Origin of the sequence: Candidatus Pelagibacter sp. HIMB1493 (assembly GCF_052047995.1) — a bacterium.
Lineage (GTDB): Bacteria > Pseudomonadota > Alphaproteobacteria > Pelagibacterales > Pelagibacteraceae > Pelagibacter.
In genome coordinates, this window is the sequence record NZ_JBNAIP010000001.1 from 1,038,936 (window position 1) to 1,059,327 (window position 20,392).

The 20,392-nt window shown below is 28.0% G+C and carries 22 protein-coding genes; 10 read left to right on the plus strand and 12 right to left on the minus strand.

Annotated elements, in window-relative coordinates; translation table 11 throughout:
- Position 1 precedes the first annotated feature (1 nt).
- The 3 genes from ACTTBK_RS05520 to ACTTBK_RS05530 are packed head-to-tail and all read right to left on the minus strand — an operon-like array spanning position 2 to position 3,303.
- Entirely contained in the window at positions 2–1,198 is a 1,197-nt protein-coding gene (locus ACTTBK_RS05520; protein ID WP_440618996.1) for a hypothetical protein, read from the minus strand.
- 28 nt (positions 1,199–1,226) lie between these two features.
- Positions 1,227–2,417, minus strand: coding sequence for a class I SAM-dependent methyltransferase (locus ACTTBK_RS05525; protein ID WP_440618997.1), 1,191 nt, complete (start codon positions 2,415–2,417; stop codon positions 1,227–1,229).
- A gap of 1 nt (position 2,418) precedes the next feature.
- Entirely contained in the window at positions 2,419–3,303 is an 885-nt protein-coding gene (locus tag ACTTBK_RS05530; protein WP_440618999.1) for a dihydrodipicolinate synthase family protein, read from the minus strand.
- Positions 3,304–3,353: 50 nt separating this feature from the next.
- Between ACTTBK_RS05530 and ACTTBK_RS05535 the strand changes: the two genes are divergently transcribed.
- On the plus strand, positions 3,354–4,319 hold the full coding sequence (locus ACTTBK_RS05535) for a glycosyltransferase family 9 protein (protein WP_440619000.1): 966 nt from the start codon (positions 3,354–3,356) through the stop codon (positions 4,317–4,319).
- Here ACTTBK_RS05535 and ACTTBK_RS05540 read toward each other — a convergent pair.
- Entirely contained in the window at positions 4,316–4,816 is a 501-nt protein-coding gene (locus ACTTBK_RS05540) for a J domain-containing protein (RefSeq protein WP_440619001.1), read from the minus strand. The two genes, ACTTBK_RS05535 and ACTTBK_RS05540, sit on opposite strands and share 4 nt — an antisense overlap.
- A gap of 16 nt (positions 4,817–4,832) precedes the next feature.
- On the opposite strand from ACTTBK_RS05540, the gene ACTTBK_RS05545 reads away from it, so the two are divergent.
- Entirely contained in the window at positions 4,833–6,908 is a 2,076-nt protein-coding gene (locus ACTTBK_RS05545) for a S9 family peptidase (protein ID WP_440619002.1), read from the plus strand.
- A 101-nt stretch (positions 6,909–7,009) separates the two neighbouring features.
- Complete coding sequence (locus ACTTBK_RS05550; RefSeq protein ID WP_440619003.1) at positions 7,010–7,456, plus strand: Hsp20 family protein; 447 nt, start codon at positions 7,010–7,012, stop codon at positions 7,454–7,456.
- Positions 7,457–7,497: 41 nt separating this feature from the next.
- Here the strand turns inward: ACTTBK_RS05550 and ACTTBK_RS05555 are convergent, their stop codons facing one another.
- Positions 7,498–7,803: a hypothetical protein gene (locus ACTTBK_RS05555; RefSeq protein WP_440619004.1), complete on the minus strand. Its 306-nt coding sequence runs from the start codon at positions 7,801–7,803 to the stop codon at positions 7,498–7,500.
- A 126-nt stretch (positions 7,804–7,929) separates the two neighbouring features.
- Here ACTTBK_RS05555 and ACTTBK_RS05560 point away from each other — a divergent pair, with 126 nt between their 5' ends.
- Positions 7,930–9,240, plus strand: coding sequence for an NCS2 family permease (locus ACTTBK_RS05560; RefSeq protein WP_075506462.1), 1,311 nt, complete (start codon positions 7,930–7,932; stop codon positions 9,238–9,240).
- 38 nt (positions 9,241–9,278) lie between these two features.
- On the opposite strand, the gene ACTTBK_RS05565 is transcribed toward ACTTBK_RS05560, so the two are convergent.
- A complete protein-coding gene (locus tag ACTTBK_RS05565) occupies positions 9,279–9,797 on the minus strand; it encodes a phosphoribosyltransferase (RefSeq protein WP_440619005.1) in 519 nt (172 codons plus the stop codon).
- Between the two features lie 43 nt (positions 9,798–9,840).
- On the opposite strand from ACTTBK_RS05565, the gene ACTTBK_RS05570 reads away from it, so the two are divergent.
- Entirely contained in the window at positions 9,841–10,137 is a 297-nt protein-coding gene (locus ACTTBK_RS05570; RefSeq protein WP_440619481.1) for a DUF1330 domain-containing protein, read from the plus strand.
- Here ACTTBK_RS05570 and ACTTBK_RS05575 read toward each other — a convergent pair.
- Complete coding sequence (locus ACTTBK_RS05575) at positions 10,124–10,759, minus strand: DNA-3-methyladenine glycosylase family protein (RefSeq protein WP_440619006.1); 636 nt, start codon at positions 10,757–10,759, stop codon at positions 10,124–10,126. The genes ACTTBK_RS05570 and ACTTBK_RS05575 overlap by 14 nt on opposite strands.
- Positions 10,752–11,633 (minus strand): DMT family transporter, encoded by an 882-nt coding sequence (locus ACTTBK_RS05580; RefSeq protein ID WP_440619007.1) that lies wholly within the window; start codon positions 11,631–11,633, stop codon positions 10,752–10,754. Before ACTTBK_RS05580 ends, ACTTBK_RS05575 begins: the two co-directional genes overlap by 8 nt.
- A gap of 33 nt (positions 11,634–11,666) precedes the next feature.
- Here ACTTBK_RS05580 and msrA point away from each other — a divergent pair, with 33 nt between their 5' ends.
- From msrA to ACTTBK_RS05600, 4 genes are read left to right on the plus strand one after another with little or no spacing between them, the layout of a single operon-like run.
- Positions 11,667–12,110 carry a peptide-methionine (S)-S-oxide reductase MsrA gene (msrA, locus tag ACTTBK_RS05585; protein ID WP_440619009.1) on the plus strand — a complete coding sequence of 148 codons (444 nt, stop codon included), beginning with the start codon at positions 11,667–11,669 and terminating at the stop codon, positions 12,108–12,110.
- A 1-nt stretch (position 12,111) separates the two neighbouring features.
- Positions 12,112–12,924, plus strand: coding sequence for a rhodanese-like domain-containing protein (locus tag ACTTBK_RS05590; RefSeq protein WP_440619010.1), 813 nt, complete (start codon positions 12,112–12,114; stop codon positions 12,922–12,924).
- A 3-nt stretch (positions 12,925–12,927) separates the two neighbouring features.
- Entirely contained in the window at positions 12,928–13,923 is a 996-nt protein-coding gene (locus ACTTBK_RS05595; RefSeq protein WP_440619012.1) for an efflux RND transporter periplasmic adaptor subunit, read from the plus strand.
- A 4-nt stretch (positions 13,924–13,927) separates the two neighbouring features.
- Entirely contained in the window at positions 13,928–17,050 is a 3,123-nt protein-coding gene (locus tag ACTTBK_RS05600; RefSeq protein WP_440619013.1) for an efflux RND transporter permease subunit, read from the plus strand.
- Here ACTTBK_RS05600 and ACTTBK_RS05605 read toward each other — a convergent pair.
- The gene (locus tag ACTTBK_RS05605; RefSeq protein WP_440619014.1) at positions 17,047–17,640 is read right to left on the minus strand and encodes a transglycosylase SLT domain-containing protein; all 594 of its coding nucleotides are present in this window, start codon (positions 17,638–17,640) and stop codon (positions 17,047–17,049) included. The genes ACTTBK_RS05600 and ACTTBK_RS05605 overlap by 4 nt on opposite strands.
- Positions 17,621–18,016 (minus strand): hypothetical protein, encoded by a 396-nt coding sequence (locus ACTTBK_RS05610; RefSeq protein ID WP_440619015.1) that lies wholly within the window; start codon positions 18,014–18,016, stop codon positions 17,621–17,623. Before ACTTBK_RS05610 ends, ACTTBK_RS05605 begins: the two co-directional genes overlap by 20 nt.
- Positions 18,017–18,061: 45 nt before the next feature.
- Here ACTTBK_RS05610 and ACTTBK_RS05615 point away from each other — a divergent pair, with 45 nt between their 5' ends.
- The gene (locus tag ACTTBK_RS05615) at positions 18,062–18,772 is read left to right on the plus strand and encodes a 2,3-bisphosphoglycerate-dependent phosphoglycerate mutase (protein ID WP_440619016.1); all 711 of its coding nucleotides are present in this window, start codon (positions 18,062–18,064) and stop codon (positions 18,770–18,772) included.
- Here ACTTBK_RS05615 and ACTTBK_RS05620 read toward each other — a convergent pair.
- Both ACTTBK_RS05620 and ACTTBK_RS05625 read right to left on the minus strand, forming a co-directional pair.
- The gene (locus ACTTBK_RS05620) at positions 18,750–19,439 is read right to left on the minus strand and encodes a sugar phosphate nucleotidyltransferase (RefSeq protein ID WP_440619018.1); all 690 of its coding nucleotides are present in this window, start codon (positions 19,437–19,439) and stop codon (positions 18,750–18,752) included. The two genes, ACTTBK_RS05615 and ACTTBK_RS05620, sit on opposite strands and share 23 nt — an antisense overlap.
- A gap of 3 nt (positions 19,440–19,442) precedes the next feature.
- A complete protein-coding gene (locus tag ACTTBK_RS05625) occupies positions 19,443–20,381 on the minus strand; it encodes a phosphotransferase (protein ID WP_440619019.1) in 939 nt (312 codons plus the stop codon).
- Positions 20,382–20,392 lie beyond the last annotated feature (11 nt).

A 20,392-nucleotide genomic window follows, 5' to 3' on the forward strand; every position in this document is an offset into this window, starting at 1 on the left:
ATTAATTGTTATTTTTATCTCTTTTTCTTGCAATTAATTGGGTTAAAGAGTCCACCATCGTGTCCGAAGCTTTGAATATTTCATTATTTTTAAATTCGTGAGAGATATTTTTTTCAGGATTAGTTTTATCTTCAATAACTATACCTTCATCAGGAGAATTATTTTTAATATAGATTAATAATAACCATTCCTCATCAGGAGACTCATCCCACTTAACAAATATTTCACCTGTTTCAAATCTTCTATCTATACATCGAAAAATAGACATGTGTCTTGTGATGTGTCTTTTATTCAATTGGAAAACTAAACTACTCGCACTTCTGTAAAAACTTTCAAGAGCAAACTCAATTTTTTGCCTTGCTAAAGTGTATTCTTTTTCTTTCTTTAGTAATGTTTCCCTATCTTCATCACCTTGAATTTTAACTCCTAAAGCCTCTACCCTCTCTCTTATTTTTTGATCCCTGATTATTCGATATTTTTCTTTTAACTTCTCAATTCTCTGTTGAAGTCCTACGTAATCTTCTCTTTTTTCTTTTAATGATATTTTTTCTAATTTTTCTAATTCTTTAACTTCCCTTACTCTAAATTTTTCAATTTGTTTTTCTAATTTTAATTGTTGTAAAAATTTCTTTTGCTTTTCAGCTTGCTCAATTCTTAATAAAGCCTGTTCTTTTCGTAGGAATAATTTAATTTCTTTCGTTCTTTGTTTCTCTAACCTAATTTCTTCTTTTAATACTTGTTCATTTAGTTTTAGCTTTAATTCTTGTTCTTTTTGCTTCTCTTGCTGTAAGGCTAATTTTTCCTGTCTTTCTTGTTCCTGTTTTTCAAGTTTAATTCTTCTTTGCTCGTCTTTTTTAAGAACTTTATAATTATTAATTGTTTCAGATATTTTATCAAAAAATGCCTGAATATATTTTTCTATATTAATATTTATTCTGAATTTAAATCCAGGTTTAAGTGAATTTTGAAAATTAATTATTTTTAAAAGGAAACTTTTTTCTTTGGGCTTTTTGATAATTTTTTTTTTTGTTCTAACTTTTAAATTATTTTTTTTTTTAGTTTTTATTTTATTGCTTTTATTAATCTTGGGTTTTGTATTATTCGCTCTAGAAATTTTTTTAGATTTTTTTGATTTTAGATTGGGTTTTTTTTTACTTTTTTTAATAGATTTTTTTTTTCTTTTTTTTATTTTTTTCATTTAAAGGAATTTATTATTTATCAATAAATTATTGATAAATATAGTCTCTTGTAACAGGTGTTGAAGTATAGTTTTTAGTAAGTTGAAACTGATATACAACTTGATCTCCCCATTTAAAAGCCATTTCACAACCTGCTAAATAAAATTCCCACATTCTAAAAAAACGCTCATCAAACATATTAATAATTTTATCTTTGTTCTTTAGGCAATTTTCTTTCCAATTTCTTAATGTGTGAGAATAATGCATTCTTAATACCTCAATATCAGCAACGATTAAGCCAGCTTTTTCAATTGGAGTAGTTACTTCACTTAAACTGGGTGTATAACCACCTGGAAATATATATTTTGTTATCCACGGATGGGGGTCTCTTGGGGGATTTACTGATCCAATAGTATGAATTAATGAAACTCCATCATCTTTAAGAAGTTTTTCAACTTGTGAGAAAAACTTTTTGTAAAATTTTCTTCCAACATGTTCAAACATTCCAACACTTACAATTCTATCAAATTTTTCATCCAGCTCCCTATAATCCATCAATTTAAATGTTAATTGATTTTCTAAATTCAGTTCTTTAGCTTTTTGTTTACAATATTTAAATTGATTCTCAGATAATGTGATGCCAGTTACTTCACAATTAGCTGACTTTGCAATATCGACTGCTAAAGATCCCCACCCACATCCAATATCAAGGACTTTTTGATTTGACTTAATATTTAATTTTTTAATTATATGCTGAATTTTATTATTTTGAGCAGTCTCTAAAGTATCATTTTCATTTTTGAAATAAGCACATGAATATTGTCTTTTAGGATCTAAGAATAAATCATAAAGATCATCTTTGATATCATAATGATGTGAAACATTCATTTTAGATTTTTTGATAAAATTAAAATTTGTTAAATATCTGTACGATCCTCTCAATCTATTAATTAAGTAACTAAAAAAGTTTAAATTTCCTCTACCAAAATTCATTAAAGACAAATCTAAAAAATCTGTAAGACTACCATTCTCAATGATTATTTCTCCATCAGTATAAGCTTCTCCAAAATATAGATCGGGATGAAATAAAAGTTTATAATGAAGTTTTTTATTTAATATTTTAACTTTTATAGGATTTTCGTTCTTAGGATTTCCAATTATATAACTTTTAGAATTTGCATCAACTAGGATAAAACCATCTTTCTTAAAAACACTATTTAAGAAACTTGCTAGTTGCATATTAAGCTGCCATAGATGATTCAAACGAAAAATCTAATTTCTCCAAATTATTTAAAAGATCAAATTCTTCCTCTTTATTCAGAATTCTTAAAGGAGGAAGTAAATTTTCGTAAATACTTTCTTTATGCTTAAAAAAAGTATGTAAACCAGAAATTAAATTATATTTTTCAAACGTACCTCTCACATCACAAAGTTTAGTATTTACCTCTTGATCTTTACCATTTAAAAAATCATCATATACCTTTCTCGCCATTAGGGATGTTGCGTTGCATGTAGCAGTAATTATACCTGAGCATCCTAACTCAAGTCCCTTTAATAATTTTGACTCAGAACCTGGCATAACTGAAAAGTTATCTAACTTTAAATTTTCAAAAAGATTATATGAACTATCCTTTACCCCAACTATTTGCTCAGGAAAATTTTTAACAAGCTTTTCTACACATTGAACACTGAATTTATATCCAGAAAGTTTTTCAAAATTATATAAAATAATTTTAGCTTTCGGCACGGATTCTACTATTTTAGAATAAAATATAAACACATCCTCATCGCTATATTTATAAAATGCTGGCGGCATAATTAGAAATTTTTCAAAATTTAATGATATAGCAATTCTCATTAAATTTATTATTTCTCCCAAAGAGTTCAATCCGGTGCCAATAATACATTTATCTTTATATTTATTTGTTGATAATTTATTTAGAAAGTTGATTTTTTCTGCAACAGAAATTAATTGAGCTTGTCCAGTGCTACCAAATATTGCAGCTCCGTGACAGCCATTATCAATAGTCAATTCTACATGTGCAATAGTTTTATCAACATTAAGAGTAAGATCTTCATTCAACAATGACAAGCTTGCGGCATAAACTCCATTTATTTTACTCATAGTAAAAATTTATATAAAAATTATAATTAGTAAAGTTTATAAATAAAAATATGAAAATTTTAGCAGTTCAAAATAGAATGGGAATTGGCGATAGTATCATATTTTTACCTTTTATAGAGGCAATATCTAAAAAATTTAATACGCCAATAAGTTTGCTTGTTCAAGAAAATTCAAAATGTAAAGAGTATTTGGGTCAAACAGATTACATAGATGAAATTATTATTTTAAAGAGAAATAATAATATTAATAATTTAGAACATAGTGGATTTTTTGGAGGCTTGAAATTAGCAAATGAATTAAAAAAGTATAATTTTAATAAAGTTTTTATTTTTAACTCTTCCTTAAGATTTGCAATAATAGCAAAATTGTCTGGTATAAATGAAATAAATCAATTTCCTTTGTTTCAGAAAAAAGGACAAGATATGATAGAAGCATCAAATAAATTAATTTTTGACAAAATCGGTGTTCAAGTAAAAAATAATCCAAATATTCAAATTAGTAATTCAAATGTTGTGGAAGCAGCTAAAAAATATAACATTTCTAAAAATGATCTTAATATACTTCTAGGCATCGGTGGTTCTGGCCCAACAAAAAGAGTTCCAGCTAAAACTTTTATAAAAGTAATGAAAGAAATTTCTGAGCAAAAAAATTGTAAATTTTTTTTAGCAACTGGCAAAAATGATGAGGAACAAAAAATTTTAAATGAAATTAAAAGTTCATATCTCAAAAAAAATTATCTATCCTTAGATAATTTATCGATAAATGAATGTTTGCCAATTATTAAAAATTGTAATGTATCAATATGCAATGACTCAAGCTTTAGTCATCTTTCTTCAGCGCTTGGAATAGAAACGATAACTTTAATGGCAGATACTCCTCTGATGTATGGAAATTACAGTTCTAAAATGCATCCTATATTACCTGATGATGTTAATGAAGTAACTCATGGTACTCTAGGTAAAGATAAAATTAATCCTCAAAAAATACTTAATAAATTAATTTCAATCATATCTTAGCAGATATCATTTAGGACTATTTCTTTTGCTTCATTTACCAATGTAGACAACCTTGAAGTCTCAGGTGAAATATCTGGATGAATTTTTTTTTGTATTTTAATATAAGCTTTATTTACATCCTCTTTAGTTAAATTTTTTGAGGGATTTAAATTAAGTATACGATACGCTTCTTCAGTAGACATTGTTTTTAAATTTGATGCAGTGTTATTAAATGAAAATCTGCCAGAATTTCTTAAGGTTTGTATTAATCTATACAACGAAATTAATTGAAAAATTGACATACCTTTCAGTTTTAAAAAAGCAAGACTTGCAAGGGTAAATGGCAAAGTAAGTAAAAATTTACCTCCTATTGCAAACAAAACTGCAAAGATGATTAAAACTATGAATAAGAATAATCTTAAACCTTTGGATATTTTTTTTGACGCAACTTGAATAAAAAGTCTTAATAAAAAATATAAACCAACTAAAATTATTAATGTATAAATTATAAAATTCATATATTTCCAGTTAAAAATGAAAGTACCATATCTAAAAAAAAAACCAGAGCTAAAATCTTGTCACAATGTGGAGTGGGAAGATAACTATAGCTGGATACATCAAGAAAATATTTTAGAAGTCTTGCAAGACAAGACTAAGCTTCTTCCAGAAGTAAAAAAATATTTAGAAGATGAAAATGAATATACTGATTATCATCTAAAAAATACGAAAAATGTTCAAAAAATATTATTTGATGAAATTAAAGCTAGAATAAAATTAGATGATGAAAGCTTACCTTTTAAAGATCATTCATATGAGTATTGGACAAAGACTACTGCCAAAGGAAATTACTCTATAAAATTAAGAAAAAAAATTGGTTCGTCAGAAATTGAAGAAATTTGGAATGGAGATAAAGAAAAAGAAAAATTAAATGTTGAATATTTTGGTGTTGGAGATTTAGAGGTTAGTAACAATGATCAATATCTTGGATACTCACTAGATACCAAAGGTTCTGAGTATTATACAATTTATGTAAGAAATATTAAAAATAATAAAATAATTTCAAAAAAAATCAAAGAAACATCAGGAAGTATAATTTTTAGCTTAGATGATAAGTATCTTTTTTATTCAAAGTTAGATGAAAATCATAGAGCTAGAAAAATTTATAGACATAAAATTGGAGATTTTGAAAGTGAAGATGAACTAATCTTTGAAGAAAAAAGTGAAGCTTTCACTGTTAGTATTGGATTAAGTTCTGATGAAAAATATTATTTTATAAACACTTCAGATCACAATACTTCGGAGCAATATTACTTTCATGTTAATGAAATAAAACCAAATCCAAAATTAATAATTAAACGCGAAAAAGGAATTCTTTACTCTGTAAATTCATGGAATGGAAAATTTTATAATCATACAAATAAAAATGCAGAGGACTTTAAAATAGATATTTCAGAAACTTTAGAAAATCAGAATTGGGAGACATTTATTCCTGCAAAAAAAGAAGTGTTAATTGGTGGACTTTCATTTTTAAATAACTGGATAATTAGATCCGAAACGTCAGATGCTTTGGACAAATTGTTTGTTATTGATACTTCAACAAATAATGAAGAAGAACTAATTTTTTCTGACGAAAAAGTGTGTGTTCCTGGTGTTTCATTAACTCAAAGAAATAGAGACACAGATGAGGTTTATGTTTCATATTCTTCACCCAAAACACCTTCGAGAGTTTACAAATACAATTTAAAAACCAAATCTAAAACACTTGTAAAAGAACAAGAAATACCATCAGGCCATAATATAGATGATTATATAGTTGAGAGAATAGAGTTTAAATCCCATGATGGAAGGATGGTTCCACTTACGATTACAAGACACAAAAATACAAAAATAAATGGGACAGCAAATTTGTTACTATACGGATACGGATCGTATGGTAGTTCGATGAGTCCAAGTTTTTCCTCAACAAGACTGAGCTTAATAAATAGAAATATTATTTGGGCTACTGCACACATTAGAGGTGGAATGGAAAAAGGAATGAAATGGTGGAAAGAAGGAAAATTAACAAATAAAAAAAATACGTTTGAAGATTATATTTACGCTGCAAAATATTTGATAGAAAACAACTACACCTCAAAAGGAAAAATAATCGGAATGGGTGGATCTGCTGGTGGTTTATTAATGGGAGCTGTTGTTAATCAAGCTCCTGAATTATTTTTAGGTATAATTATGGCTGTTCCTTTTGTTGATTCATTAACTACAAATCTTGATCATTCTTTACCACTTACAGTTGGTGAATTTGATGAATTTGGTAATGCTAAAGAAAACAAAGAGCACTTTGATTATATATTTTCATATGCTCCATATAATAATATAAAAAAAATGGATTATCCTCATATACTAATAACAACTAGTTTAAGTGATAACAGGGTTTTGTTTGATGAACCTGCAAAATTTACAGCTAAACTTAGAGACTATAAAACTGATAATAATTTATTACTTCTCAAAACAGAGATGAATGCAGGTCATGGAGGTAAATCTGGTAGAGATGGAGCAATAGAAGAAATTGTACTCGACTACGCATTTGCATTAAAAATTTCAGAAAAAATTTAATTTCTCATATATTGAAATTTTTTTAATCATACCTAAATACACTTTGTAAGTCGCCTAATGGGGCTTGCATAAAATAAACTTGCTTAAAAAAGGAGGATATTATGACAAGTAAGGATCTATCTATATTTAACTCACTAAGACCTTTTTCAATTGGCTTTGACGATATGTTTGAGCAATTTGAAAGTATGTTGGGCAATGGAGGTTTGACAATGCAATCAAACTACCCCCCATACAATATCAGAAAAACTGGTAAGGATAATTATGCAATTGAAGTTGCATTAGCTGGTTTTAATAAAAATGATGTTGAGGTTGAGTTTGAAGATAATTTATTAACGGTAAGAACAAAACAAGTTAATAAATCTGAAAACAATGAAGTTAATGGAGAAATAATTCATAAAGGTATTTCTCAAAGACAATTTGCAAGATCATTCACTATTGCTGATGATGTTAAAGTTAATGCTGCTGAACTTAAAGATGGTCTTTTAACAATATCTTGTGAAAGAATTATCCCAGAACACAAAAAGAAAAAACTTATAGAAATTAAATAAGTTTACCCTTACTTGCGAGGATTTATCCTCGCAGGTAAAACCTAAAAACATCCATTAGAAGCAAATCCAATTACTATCTTATCTGGATTAATCTCAAATCTTCTCTCACATGGAAAGCCATACCTCTTGGTATTATAAATAAAAATGAAATTACCTTTTTCATTTTCAAAATCTTCATCAGGTTTTCCAAGTTCCATTTGTAATTTACTTGCTGATTGACCAATAAATTCACTCAACTTTTTATTTTCTTTTTCTATAACAGCATCAGTTTTTTGCTTTACTGTTTGACACCCTGAAACAAATAAAAAGATAAAAAACGTAATAAATAAAATTCGCAAATTTTTCATATAACAACACTACCATTACAAATATGGCATAAATATAAACTTGTGGGTTGAATTTTGTGAATAAAATGGACTTATTCAAAGTATTATTCAATAGAATCAAATAATTATCAGACATTAGGAGGACAAATGCTTGATAATTATTTTAATTATAAAAAACACAAAACAGATTTTAAAACAGAAGTCATAGCGGGAACAACAACGTTCTTAACAATGGCTTATATAATGTTTTTAAATCCATTTATCTTATCGGGAGAATTCGCCGGACCCGAAAAAGGTTTCTTTGATTTTGGCGCAGTATATACAGCTACTATTTTAGCAACAGCTTTAGCATGTTTTATTATGGCTTTTTATGGAAAAACTTGGCCAATAGGACTTGCACCCGGAATGGGTATTAACGCATTCGTTGCATTCGGTGTATGTGCGGGAATGGGGTACACACCTCAAGAAGCACTTGGTGCTGTATTGGTAGCAGGTGTGTTATTCTTAATAATATCTTTAACACCCATAAGAGCATGGCTAATTAATTCTATTCCAAAAAGTTTAAAATTAGGAATTGGTGCAGGTATAGGGTTATTTTTAGCGATTATCGGATTACAAATTATGGAAGTAGTTGTAGATGATCCTGTTACTTTAGTTAAGTTAGGTAATCTTGGAGATCCATTAGTTCTTTTAGGATGTGCAACTTTTATAGCAATCATTGTTTTAGAAAAAATGAATGTAAAAGGTAACATCATCATAGGGATATTGGTATTTAGTATCATTGCTTGGGCTGCTGGACTTGCTAAATTTAATGGTTTAGCTAGCTCACCTCCTCCAATGACATATCTTTTTGATTTTGATCTGTCTGCCGCAATGACTGCTAGTATGTCTACAGTAATCTTTACTTTATTGTTTATCGACTTCTTTGATACGGCTGGAACTTTAACTTCTGTTGCAAACGTTGCGGGTAAAGTTGGTAAAGATGGAAAAGTTCAAGATATCAATAAAGCAATGTTATCTGACAGTGTTGGAACAGTTGCAGGTGCAATGATGGGGACTACTACTGTAACAAGTTATGTTGAGTCTGGTGCCGGTGTAAAAGCAGGCGGTAAAACAGGAATGACATCTCTTGTAATAGGTATTTTATTTTTAGCATGTATCTTTTTTGCTCCTTTAGCAACTAGTTTACCTAAACAAATTGATGGTGCAGCTCTACTTTTTGTGTCTGTTCTTTTTGTAAGAAATATTACAGATATTGAGTGGAACGACATTTCTGAGTCTGCTCCTGCAATACTTGCAATGATAGCAATGCCGTTAACATACAGTATTAGTAATGGAATTGCCCTAGCATTTGTTTCTTACGCATTAATTAAAATATTTACTGGAAAGTTTTCAAGCACTTCTCCAGCAATATGGGTAGTTGCAATACTTAGTGTTGTAAGTTTTGCTGTAAGTTAAATAAGATCTTAACAGGGCTAGTTTACTAGCCCTGTTAACTAATTTCTTTTAATTAATTCTTCGATAGATAATTCCTCGTAATGTTCAGTTGGCTGAACAATCCATGGGTCAGAATCTAGTCTTACTGGACAAAAATCTGGTTCGAAAGTTGATGATTTCTTTTTCCAAAGACAAGCAGTTTTAACTTCTTTTATAAAATCTTTTGTTTGAGGATAATTTTTTAACCACTCAATACTCTTATTTAAAGTTAAACCAGTATCAGAAAGATCATCTATCAATAAAACCTTACTAAAATCCTCGTTATTCGCTAATGAGCTTATTTCTCTAGCAAACATAAGTTCACCTTGCTTATCTTCCATTCCTTCGCCTGAATAACTTTGAATAACAATGTAGGCTATTGGTAATTTTAAAATCCTGGATAAGATATCAAGAATTGGTGCGGCACCTCTCATTATTCCAATTAAAACTGTCGGTTTGTATTCCTTGTGAATTTGTATTGCTAGTTTCTCAACAATTTTTATATATTCATCAAAAGTGATTATGAGTTTATCGGCCATGAAGTTTAGTATCATATGTAAAAAAATTTAAAAAGGAGAAATGATGAAAGTTTACTGGATTGCTTTGTATAAAAAGATAGATAGCCAAGAAAATATTAAAAAATACGGAGAGAAAGTTACAGGTGTAATCAAAAGTTATGGAGGTATACCGTTAGTAAGAGGTGGAAAGTTTAATACTTTAGAAGGAGAAACTTACCCAAGAACAGTAATTTGGGAATTTCCTAGTTATGAAAAAGCCATGGAGTGTCATGACTCTAAAGAATATCAAGAAGGTTGGTCGCTTGCAAAAGATACTACCGAAAGAAACTTGCAGATAGTCGAAGCTTTTAGTATTGAATAGGCTCAGGATCTATACTTCTCCAAAGATACCATGTGGCCACAGAACAATATGGGGAAAATCTTTTTTGCAATAATTTTACATAGCTTTCTGGTGGAAGATATTTTTTATTATAATTTTTTGAAATAGCTCTTAGAAGTCCTATATCTTGCACAGGCCATATATTAGGACGATTATAAGTAAATAATAAAATCATTTCAGCAGACCATCTACCTATTTGTCTTAGTTTAGATAAATAAATAATTGCTTCTTCATCAGACATACTTGCAATAACTTTAGGATTAAATGTTTTGTTTAATACTTGTTCTGCTAAACTTTTTATACCCTTAACTTTTTGTCTGCTTAATCCACAGCTCTTTAATTGAGAGCTTGATAATTTATTCACTGTTTTTGCATTAATTTTGTTTTTACACTTTTTTTTAAACTTTAAAAAAACTGAGTTAGCGGCAGCTACACTAATTTGTTGACCAATTATACTTTTACAAAGAGAAAAGAAAACATCTCGCCTTGATGTAAGAACAGTTTCTGATGGTGACTTATATTTTTTAATCAAAGAAGACATAGTTTTATCTTTTTTTGATAAATACTTTTTTGCTTTATTCCAATATGATGGGGTTTTACTCATGACGTGAAACAGATAGTTTTTTTTTCAAATACATTTCTCTTCTAAATATAATTATAGATGAAACAATAACTAATAAAGCACCTAATAAAGTTTTAGAAGTTGGTATTTCATTCCAAATAAAATATCCAAATATTATTGCAAAAACTAATCCAAGATATTTTAAGGGAGAAACCAAACTAACTTCTGAATATTTATAAGATTGTGATAGCCATAAATTTGCAAGACCACCTAATATACCAACCATTGATAACAAAAATAAATCAAGTAAACTTGGCAAGATCCATCCCTGATAAAACGATAAAAAACTTAAAAGCATTATCGAGAATGAAAAGAAAAAACTGATCAACCAGGCAGGTTCGGTTGATGATAATTTTCTTATAGCAATTGCTACATAGGAAAGACCTAAACAAAAAATAATTGGATAAATATAATACACATTTAAAGAACTAAATCCTGGCTCAGTAATAAATATTATTCCTAAAAATCCAACTAACACTGCCATCCATCTATATAAACCAACTTTTTCATTTAATAAAAAAATTGAAAAAATTGTAATAAAAATTGGTGCAGCAAAGGAAATACTTACAACAGTTGCCAAAGGTAAATTTCTAAGTGCAACAAATATAGAAACTAATGCTATAAGTCCCGCTAAGCATCTTTTAAAATGAAGTATAGGTCTCGTTGTTTTATAGAAATCAAGATACCGATCTTTAGGAATGAGAAATAAAATTGGGATTATTCCACAAAAGCCTCTAAAAAACAAAACTTGCCCAACTGGATAATCATCAGACCATTTAACAATTAAATCCATTAGCGAGAAAGCGCATACAGATATAAACATATAAAAAAAGCCCAATTGATTTTTTGACAACATGTGATTAACTTAGATTAATTAAGGTATTTATCAATGGAAATAGCAATTTTAGGTTTAGGATGTTTTTGGGGACCAGAAATAAAGTTCAGCAAACTTGATGGTGTTGCAAAGACAGAAGTAGGATATTGTGGGGGTAACTCTTACAAAACAAATTATAAAGAAGTTTGTTCTGGTACAACCAATCATGCTGAAGTAGTTAAGTTAGAATTTGATCCAAATATAATTTCTTACGAAAATATTCTTGAACATTTTTTTAAATTTCATGACCCTACTACATTAAATTCTCAAGGTCCTGACTTTGGAACTCAGTATAGAAGTGAAATTTTTTATACAAACGATGATCAAAAAACTATTGCACAAAAGATGATAGAAAAAGAAAATATTAAATTATCTGGCCAGGTAGTAACAAAAATTTCATTAACTAAAAACTATTGTACAGCAGAAGAGTATCACCAAAAGTATCTAGAAAAAAGATAGTATGTCATTGGTTGATACAGATTGGCTAGAGAAAAATCTCGACAAAGTGAAGATAATTGATTGTTCTTGGCATATGCCTGCTGAAAATAGAAATGCTCAAGATGAATTTGATAAAGAGCATATCCCAAATGCTATTTTTTTTGATTTAGATAAAAATTCAAAACAAGACACAGACCTTCCTCATATGCTTCCAAGCTTAATGGCTTGGAATGAAATAATTTCAGACTTAGGAATTTCAAATGATGATCAAATTATAATTTATGATAATTCAAATGTCATAAGTTCATGCAGAGGTTGGTATAATTTTATTTATTTTGGTCATGATCCAAAATTGGTTAATGTTCTTGATGGTGGTTTTAAAAAATGGAAAAGTGAAAATAAAAAGACCTCAAATATTTCAGCAAATTTAAATAAATCTAACTATGAGAGTAATGAATTATCTAAACTCGTAAAAAATAAAGTCTTAATTGATCAAAATATTTCTAAAAAAGAATTCAAAGTAGTAGATGCGCGAAGTAGAGAAAGATTTGAAGGTAAAGCTCCAGATCCAAGGAAAAATGTAAGAAGTGGTTCTATTCCAAATTCGGTATGCTTACCTTTTGTAGAGGTAATAAATGAAAATAAGACTTTTAAAAATAAAGAGGATTTAAATAAAATATTTCAAGAAATATCAAAAAATTTTGAGGAAAATTTAGTTTTTTCTTGTGGATCTGGTGTTACTGCATGTGTTTTAGCGCTTGCATATTCTTTAGTTAATACTAAATATCTTCCAACCATTTATGATGGATCTTGGTCAGAATATGGAAGAATTTAAATTATGAAAACATCAACTAAAATCACGAGTATAATCGTCATCTTCTTTTTAATTATTGCCATAGTGATTATTGGCAGAACAATGATTGGAAATCATTTTAAGAAAAAATTTAGTAAAAGACCTCCTCCTGGAATAATAGTAACCACAACTCAAGAGAGAACTTTTGAAAATGTTATAAGTACATACGGAACAGCAGCACCAGTTAAAACTCAGTCATTTAAGGTTGAAAAGTATGAGATATTAAAGCCAATAGATTTTAATAAAAAAGTTAAAAAAGGTGATGTTGTTGCTAATCTTAAGAATAGGAAAATTATTGCTCAATTTGCTGGGGTTATTGGAAAAAGAGAATTTTCTGAAGATTTAGAAGTATCAAAATCTTCTTTATTAATTAATTTAGAAGATACTAGCTCACTGTATTGCGATGTTGATATACCAGAAATTTTTGTTCCATTTATAAAAGTTGGTTTACCAGTTGATATAAAGTTTTCTGGATATAAAAATAAAATTTATAAAGGTGAAGTTGATTCCTTTGCAAGCAGAATAAGTCAGGACACCAGATCATTAGCTACAAGAATAAAAATGGATAATAAATCTGGAGAAATTTTACCAGGTTCATTTTTAGAAATTTCAATTAAATACAATGTTAGAGATGGTTTAAGTGCACCTGATACAAGCACAATAGTCGAAGGTGAAAACATTTTTATATATAAAGTGGATGAGAAAAATAAAGTAATGAAAACAAACGTAACTGTAGGTGATAGATATTTAGGATTTGTAGAAATTTTAGATGGATTAAATAAAGGAGATAAAATTGTTGCTGAGGGTACAAAAAAAGTTAGACCAAATTTAACGATCAGACCTATAGAAAAAGGTGCAAAGAAAAAACAAGGAAATTCTGGTTGGGGTAAAAAAAAGGGAGACAAAAAAGCTGAGGAAAAAAAAGGTAAATTTGATTGGTTAAAAAATATTTTTAAAAAATCTGAAAAAGAAAAAAAATAATTAAATGTATATAACCGAAGTTAGTATTAAACGACCTGTTGTTGCTTGGGTAATGTCTTTAATTCTAATTATTTTTGGAATATTTGTTTTTGTGGAGCTACCAGTTCGAGAACTTCCAGATGGAATACAGCCTCCAGTAGTTCAAGTTCAAACAGATTATAAGTCAGCATCAGCAGAAATTGTTGATGAGGAAATAACTCAAAAACTAGAAGATGTTATAGGTGGTGCAGAAGGTATTAAAAATATCGACTCTAGTTCTTTGAATGGACGAAGCAGAATTAATATACAATTTAATACAGATATTGATTTAGACGATGCAGCGAATGATATTAGAGAAAGAGTTGCTCGTGTTGTTGACAATTTACCTAGCGAGTCTAATCCACCCCAAATTCTAAAACAAGCAGCAGGTTTCACAACTACAATGTGGGTAGCACTGACATCTCCTACATGGGATGATCTTGATCTTGGAGATTATGCCGAAAGATATTTGATAGATGCTTTTTCAAGTGTTCCAAATGTTGGAAGAATTTTAGTTGGTGGACTAAGAGAGCTTAGTGTAAGAGTTTGGATAGACCCTATTAAATTAGCAGCCAATAACCTTACAATTCAAGAGGTTGAAAGAGCTTTAAGAAATGAAAATCTTAATATTCCTGCTGGTACGTTAGAAGCGAATAATAAAGATTTAACTTTAAATATAGATAAGTCTTATTCAAAAATAGATACTATAAAACAACTGCCTCTTAGAAAAAGTAAAGACAAAGTAGTAATACTTTCTGATGTAGCAAATATTGAATTTGGACCAGTTTCAGAAAAAACTTTATTCAAAGCACAAAGCAAAAATGCGCTAAACCTAAAAACTGTTGGAATTGGTATTTATGCTAAAAGTGGCGCTTCAACAGTAGAGTTGTCTAATCAAATCAAAGCCAAAATAAAAGAACTTAATAAGTCACTACCAGATGGACTAAGTTTAGAAATAGCATTTAATAGAGCAACATATATTGGTGCTGCAATCGAAGAAGTTTACAAAAGTTTAATTATTGCTTTTGTTTTAGTGGTTTTAATTATTTATCTTTTTCTTGGAAATCTTAAAGCGGTAATTGTACCAGCTGTAGCTCTTCCTGTTAGTTTAATTGGTTCATTTCTTGGATTATATATTTTTGATCTCTCAATAAATATTTTTGTATTATTAAGTTTTATTTTAGCAATAGGAATAATTACTGATGATTCTGTGATTATGACAGATGCTATTTATACTAGAATAGAAAATGGTGAAACACCACTGGTTGCTGCTTATAAAGGTTCTAAACAAATTACTTTTGCTATTATTGCAACTACTTTAATTTTAATTGCAGTTTTCTTGCCCCTTATATTTATTAAAGGAATATCTGGAACTTTATTTAAAGAGACTGCCATAGCGCTATCATTTTCAATTGTGGTATCATCCTTTGTTGCATTAACTCTATCGCCAATGCTTGGAAGTAAGTTTTTAAATAAAAAAGAAAAAGTTAATTTCTTAGTTAAAAAATTTAATAATAAATTTAAATCTTTTACTGAATTTTATATTGATACACTTAAGTACTGGATAAATAGACAAAAAACAATTTCGATATTTATAATTTTTATCATTGTAGCATCTGCTTATCTTTTTAATTTTTCAAAAAAAGAATTATTACCTAAGGAGGATAGAGGTTCTTATTTAATAATAGGTTCAACAGATGAAGGTAGTTCATTTGAATATACCCAAGAAAAGGCTCAGATAATTGAAGGAAGAATATTAAGATTATTGCAAACAGAAGATAGCCCATATGAAAGACTAATCATGAGGGTTCCTGGATTTGGAAGATCCGCAACGTCTTATAACACTTTTATAATAATTGCTTTACTTGATGAATGGAAAAATAGAGAAAAAAATAGTCAAACTGTATTAAGAGAAGCTATTGGACAAGTGGTTTCGGTTCCAGAAACTTTTGCATTTCCAATATCTCCACAAGGAATAAGAGTTTCAAACTACAACAAACCAGTACAGATGGTTATTTATGGGACAAGCTATGAAGAATTAGAAGATATTCAAAATAGTGTTCTAAGAGAATTAAGAAAAAATAGAAATATGTTCAGAATTGAAAGTGATTACACAAAAAACAAACCTGAAGTTAAATTAATCACAAACAAAAATCGAGCTAATGACCTAGGTGTATCTACAGAAAATATAGGTAGAACTCTTGAGACTCTATATGGAGGCAAGAGAGTTACTTCTTTCAGTAAAGAAGGAAGGGAATACCCAATAATCTTACAACAATATTTAGCTGATAGACGTGATCAAGACGGATTGTCAAAAATATTTGTAAGATCCGAAACAACTGGAAAATTAGTTTCAATAGCTAGTCTTGTGGAATTTGAGGAAAAAGGAACTGCAGAGGCACTACCAAGATACAATCGACAAAGAGCTGTTACAATTTCAGCGGCACTATCAGAAAATTATACACTAACTGAAGCTGTTAAATATTTAGAAGATATAATGTTAAAAGTTGCTCCTCAAAACCAAATTACTTGGAAAGGAAAATCAGAAGAATTGAAAGAAACTACAAATGAAATATATTTGATTTTTGCTTTAGCTTTGTTGACTGCTTATTTAGTAATGGCAGCAACGTTTAACTCTTTTGTACACCCTTTCATAATTATTTTGACAGTTCCTTTAGCTGTATTTGGAGGTCTAGTATTTATTTTATTTTTAAATAGTTCAGTAAATATATTTTCACAAATTGCCCTGATTATTCTTATTGGTATTTCAACGAAGAATAGTATTTTAATTGTTGATTACGCAAACCAAATAAGAACAACAGGTGTTAAAATTCAAGAAGCAGTATTGAAAGCATGTAAGCTGAGAATAAGACCTATAATAATGACATCATTAAGTACTATGATTGCAATGATACCTTTGGTTATCGGAAATATAGGTCCTGGTGCTGGAGAAGGATCAAGATTAGCAGTTGGAGCAACTATTTTAGGTGGAATGATTATATCAACATTCTTTACTCTATATGTAACTCCTACAATGTATTTAGCATTAGCAAAAAATACTAAGCGGATTGATGCCGTAGATATAGAGCTGAAAAAACAATTAAATTAAAAAATAATATACTTACTTGTACTTAATTTATTTTTACAATCTGATAATTGTTTTTTATAAATATTTGACTGTTTCTCAACTCTTTTAGCCAACTTAATAACCTTGTTATTTTTTTTATAATTCTTGTAATTCCCCCATCCCTCATGGTAAGCAACATATTGTCTAAAAGCATCTTTCTTTGAAACTTTTAAAATTTTTTCAGTTTTATTTGTGTACCAACCAATAAAATCAACGCTGTCCTTAAATCTTGTTCTTGTTGCAAATTTATTACCTGTTTCTTCTTTATATTGTTTCCAAGTTCCTTTAACCGCTTGAGAATATCCAAAAGAACTGGAAGGTCTTTTGTAAGGAATAATTTTAAATATTTTTTGTCTTGGTGGTTTTGCCAACCAATCAAAGCTGGACTCCATCTTTATAATAGCTAATTGCAAATACACAGGTGTGCCCCACTTTGCTTCTGTTTTTTTAGCGTGTTTGTACCACAAATATCTTTCATTAAATATTGAACAACCATCAGATACATTCTTTGGTATTGAAGAACAACCAACTAAGAGAAAAAAAAATATATAGCTAATTTTTATAATTCTCATTTTTTATTAAAAAAAAACCTAAGAAGATTACTATAATTACACCAATTAAATTCCCAAATAAATCAGATAATTCAAAACTTCTCTCTGGAATTATAAAATGAAAAAGTTCTAAAATTATTGAAAGTGAAATTAAATAAATACTTAAAATTTTAAATACTGATCTTTTTTTGAAAGTCAAAAATCCTACTACTGAAAGAATAAAAAATGCATAAAGATGATTTGAAGATACTATAAAATCAGAGGTTATTTGTGGTTGTTTTAAGCAATCATCGTATAGATAACATCCTAAAAAACTTCCAGGAAATAAATATAGAAAAATTAATACAAAGTTGAAAAAATAAAATATTAACTTATATCTTGAAAAAATATTAATCATTATTGTAATAGTTTTATTTATCAAATTGTTCTAAAAGATAAACACATGAGTTATTTAATTTTAGTCAGACACGGTCAAAGTGTTTGGAATTTAGAAAAAAAATTCACTGGTTGGGTAGATGTTGATTTGACAGAAAATGGTAAATCTGAAGCAAAAAAAGCAGGTCAATTAATTAATAAAAATAACATAACAATAGATATTTATTTCTCATCGGTTCAATTAAGAGCCAAAAATACGTTAAAAATTATTCAAAGTGAATTAGATGACAACACTGTTCCAAGTAAGGCATGGGAATTAAATGAAAGGCATTATGGTGCACTTACTGGTCTTAACAAAGATGAAATGAAAATGAAACTAGGGGAAGATAAAGTTCATCAGTTTAGAAGGTCTTGGGATTTAAGACCTGATCCTCTTAATAAAGAAAATCCATACCATCCATCAAATATAGAAATTTATAAAAATATTCCTCAAGATAAAATACCTAGCACAGAGTCTCTTAAAGACACTTATGAGAGAGTAATAGATTTTTATAAAAAGAAAATTGAAGTTATAAATGAAAAAAATATTTTAATGTCTGCACATGGAAATTCAATCAGGGCTCTTTGTAAATATCTGTTTAATTTAGATAATGATGAAATCTCAAAATTAGAAATACCAACTGGTAATCCTTTGTTAATAAAACTAAATAATGATAAAAAAGTTTTGAGTGCTAAATATTTAGATTCTGATAGAGCTAAAGATCTTTTAGTTTTTTGAAAATTTCTAAATTAGTTAAGTGATAAAAATTTTGTTTACTTTCATATCCATACAAACCTCTTGTATCAATTAATTCATTCCAAATTTTAGAAATTGAAAATTTTTCAATAGTTTCACTCAAAAAGAGTTTTTTGCTTAATATTTGGCAACCGGTGTATATATAATTTTTCTCTAATTCCTTAGTAATTCGATTATTTACTAAATTGAAGTCACCCTCAAAATTTTTATCGAAGCTTAAATTTTTGTTAACTAACAAAAGACTATTTTTTAAGTTTTCATTAAAATAAAATTCTTCCATTTTATTAATTTCCCTAACATATTCTTTTGTCCACACAGTATCAGGATTAAAAACTATAAAATCATCTTCATTAGATTGCTTAATTAAATTTAAAATACCACCACCAGTATCTAAAATTTCTTTCCCATCCTCAATGATTTGAATATCAATATCAAATTTTTTATCTTTTAAAAATTTTGGAAAATGATCTTTTAAATAAAACGTATTTATTAAAATTTTTTTAATTCCCAAATTTTTAATTAATTGAATACATTTTTCTAACATTGTTACATTATGTAACTCTAACAATGGTTTGGGTGTATCTAATGTTATTGGGTTTAATCTTCTTCCGTATCCTGCACATAATATCAATGCTGTATTTATTTTCATAATTTAATTGACAAATTCTGGGAAATTACTTTTTAACAATAATTTTAAATCTTTAAAAATCTTATTCTGTTTCAATCTGTAATCTATCATTTCCCAAGCATAAGGGATTAATTGAATATATTTTTTTTTATGATCTCTGTAAGCAAGTCTTGTGAAAATTCCAATGATTTTTAAATTTCTTAGAACTGATAGTATTTCAAAGTCTTGTTTAAATTTAATTGAGTTAATTTTTTTATTGGTTTTTATGTAATAATTAAAAATTTTTTTTTTTAATCTATTGTTTGTTTTAAATCTAACATCATCTATCAATGATGCTAAATCATAAGCTTTATTCCCAATGAGAGCGTCCTGATTGTCAATTAAGCTAATTTGATTTTTAAAATACATTAAATTCGAAACATGAAAATCCCTATGTACAAAAGTAACGTTTTTATGATTAAGTTTAGATAATAATTTATTTATCTCGTTTTTAAATTTTTTTTTGAATAAAGATTTATTTTTATTTAATTTTTTTTCAACATACCAGTCACTAAATAATTTTGCTTCATTAAATAAAATTTTATTTTTATATAATTCAAGTTTGTAATTTTGATTTAAAAAATTTTTTATCTTTTTAGTTTTTATACTTTGTAATTTATTAAGTGTGTGAATAATATTTTTAAAAAATAAATACTTATTTTTTTTACTCTTTAAAATTTTAAATAATGAGACATGTCCAAAATCCTGAATTTCAATGAAGTTTTTTTTATAATCATGGCTGATCAGATTTGGTGCAGAAATTCTATTTTTTATTAAAATTTTGTTGACCGCATCATAAATTAACAAATTCTTCTTTTTTTCTTTTTTTGCATAAACAACTATAGAGTTATTTTTTTTACTTCTATAAAATGCTCTAAATGATGCATCTCCTTTAATTTTTTGCAAATCTTTTGAATTTTTCATTCTAGTATATT

What these genes read in the sequence shown, in the direction of transcription:
- ACTTBK_RS05520 (WP_440618996.1), bottom strand. Translation starts at nt 1,198, where the DNA reads ATGAAAAAAATAAAAAAAAGAAAAAAAAAATCTATTAAAAAAAGTAAA.
- ACTTBK_RS05525 (WP_440618997.1), bottom strand. Translation starts at nt 2,417, where the DNA reads ATGCAACTAGCAAGTTTCTTAAATAGTGTTTTTAAGAAAGATGGTTTT.
- ACTTBK_RS05530 (WP_440618999.1), bottom strand. Translation starts at nt 3,303, where the DNA reads ATGAGTAAAATAAATGGAGTTTATGCCGCAAGCTTGTCATTGTTGAAT.
- ACTTBK_RS05535 (WP_440619000.1), top strand. Translation starts at nt 3,354, where the DNA reads ATGAAAATTTTAGCAGTTCAAAATAGAATGGGAATTGGCGATAGTATC.
- ACTTBK_RS05540 (WP_440619001.1), bottom strand. Translation starts at nt 4,816, where the DNA reads ATGAATTTTATAATTTATACATTAATAATTTTAGTTGGTTTATATTTT.
- ACTTBK_RS05545 (WP_440619002.1), top strand. Translation starts at nt 4,833, where the DNA reads ATGAAAGTACCATATCTAAAAAAAAAACCAGAGCTAAAATCTTGTCAC.
- ACTTBK_RS05550 (WP_440619003.1), top strand. Translation starts at nt 7,010, where the DNA reads ATGACAAGTAAGGATCTATCTATATTTAACTCACTAAGACCTTTTTCA.
- ACTTBK_RS05555 (WP_440619004.1), bottom strand. Translation starts at nt 7,803, where the DNA reads ATGAAAAATTTGCGAATTTTATTTATTACGTTTTTTATCTTTTTATTT.
- ACTTBK_RS05560 (WP_075506462.1), top strand. Translation starts at nt 7,930, where the DNA reads ATGCTTGATAATTATTTTAATTATAAAAAACACAAAACAGATTTTAAA.
- ACTTBK_RS05565 (WP_440619005.1), bottom strand. Translation starts at nt 9,797, where the DNA reads ATGGCCGATAAACTCATAATCACTTTTGATGAATATATAAAAATTGTT.
- ACTTBK_RS05570 (WP_440619481.1), top strand. Translation starts at nt 9,841, where the DNA reads ATGAAAGTTTACTGGATTGCTTTGTATAAAAAGATAGATAGCCAAGAA.
- ACTTBK_RS05575 (WP_440619006.1), bottom strand. Translation starts at nt 10,759, where the DNA reads ATGAGTAAAACCCCATCATATTGGAATAAAGCAAAAAAGTATTTATCA.
- ACTTBK_RS05580 (WP_440619007.1), bottom strand. Translation starts at nt 11,633, where the DNA reads ATGTTGTCAAAAAATCAATTGGGCTTTTTTTATATGTTTATATCTGTA.
- msrA (WP_440619009.1), top strand. Translation starts at nt 11,667, where the DNA reads ATGGAAATAGCAATTTTAGGTTTAGGATGTTTTTGGGGACCAGAAATA.
- ACTTBK_RS05590 (WP_440619010.1), top strand. Translation starts at nt 12,112, where the DNA reads ATGTCATTGGTTGATACAGATTGGCTAGAGAAAAATCTCGACAAAGTG.
- ACTTBK_RS05595 (WP_440619012.1), top strand. Translation starts at nt 12,928, where the DNA reads ATGAAAACATCAACTAAAATCACGAGTATAATCGTCATCTTCTTTTTA.
- ACTTBK_RS05600 (WP_440619013.1), top strand. Translation starts at nt 13,928, where the DNA reads ATGTATATAACCGAAGTTAGTATTAAACGACCTGTTGTTGCTTGGGTA.
- ACTTBK_RS05605 (WP_440619014.1), bottom strand. Translation starts at nt 17,640, where the DNA reads ATGAGAATTATAAAAATTAGCTATATATTTTTTTTTCTCTTAGTTGGT.
- ACTTBK_RS05610 (WP_440619015.1), bottom strand. Translation starts at nt 18,016, where the DNA reads ATGATTAATATTTTTTCAAGATATAAGTTAATATTTTATTTTTTCAAC.
- ACTTBK_RS05615 (WP_440619016.1), top strand. Translation starts at nt 18,062, where the DNA reads ATGAGTTATTTAATTTTAGTCAGACACGGTCAAAGTGTTTGGAATTTA.
- ACTTBK_RS05620 (WP_440619018.1), bottom strand. Translation starts at nt 19,439, where the DNA reads ATGAAAATAAATACAGCATTGATATTATGTGCAGGATACGGAAGAAGA.
- ACTTBK_RS05625 (WP_440619019.1), bottom strand. Translation starts at nt 20,381, where the DNA reads ATGAAAAATTCAAAAGATTTGCAAAAAATTAAAGGAGATGCATCATTT.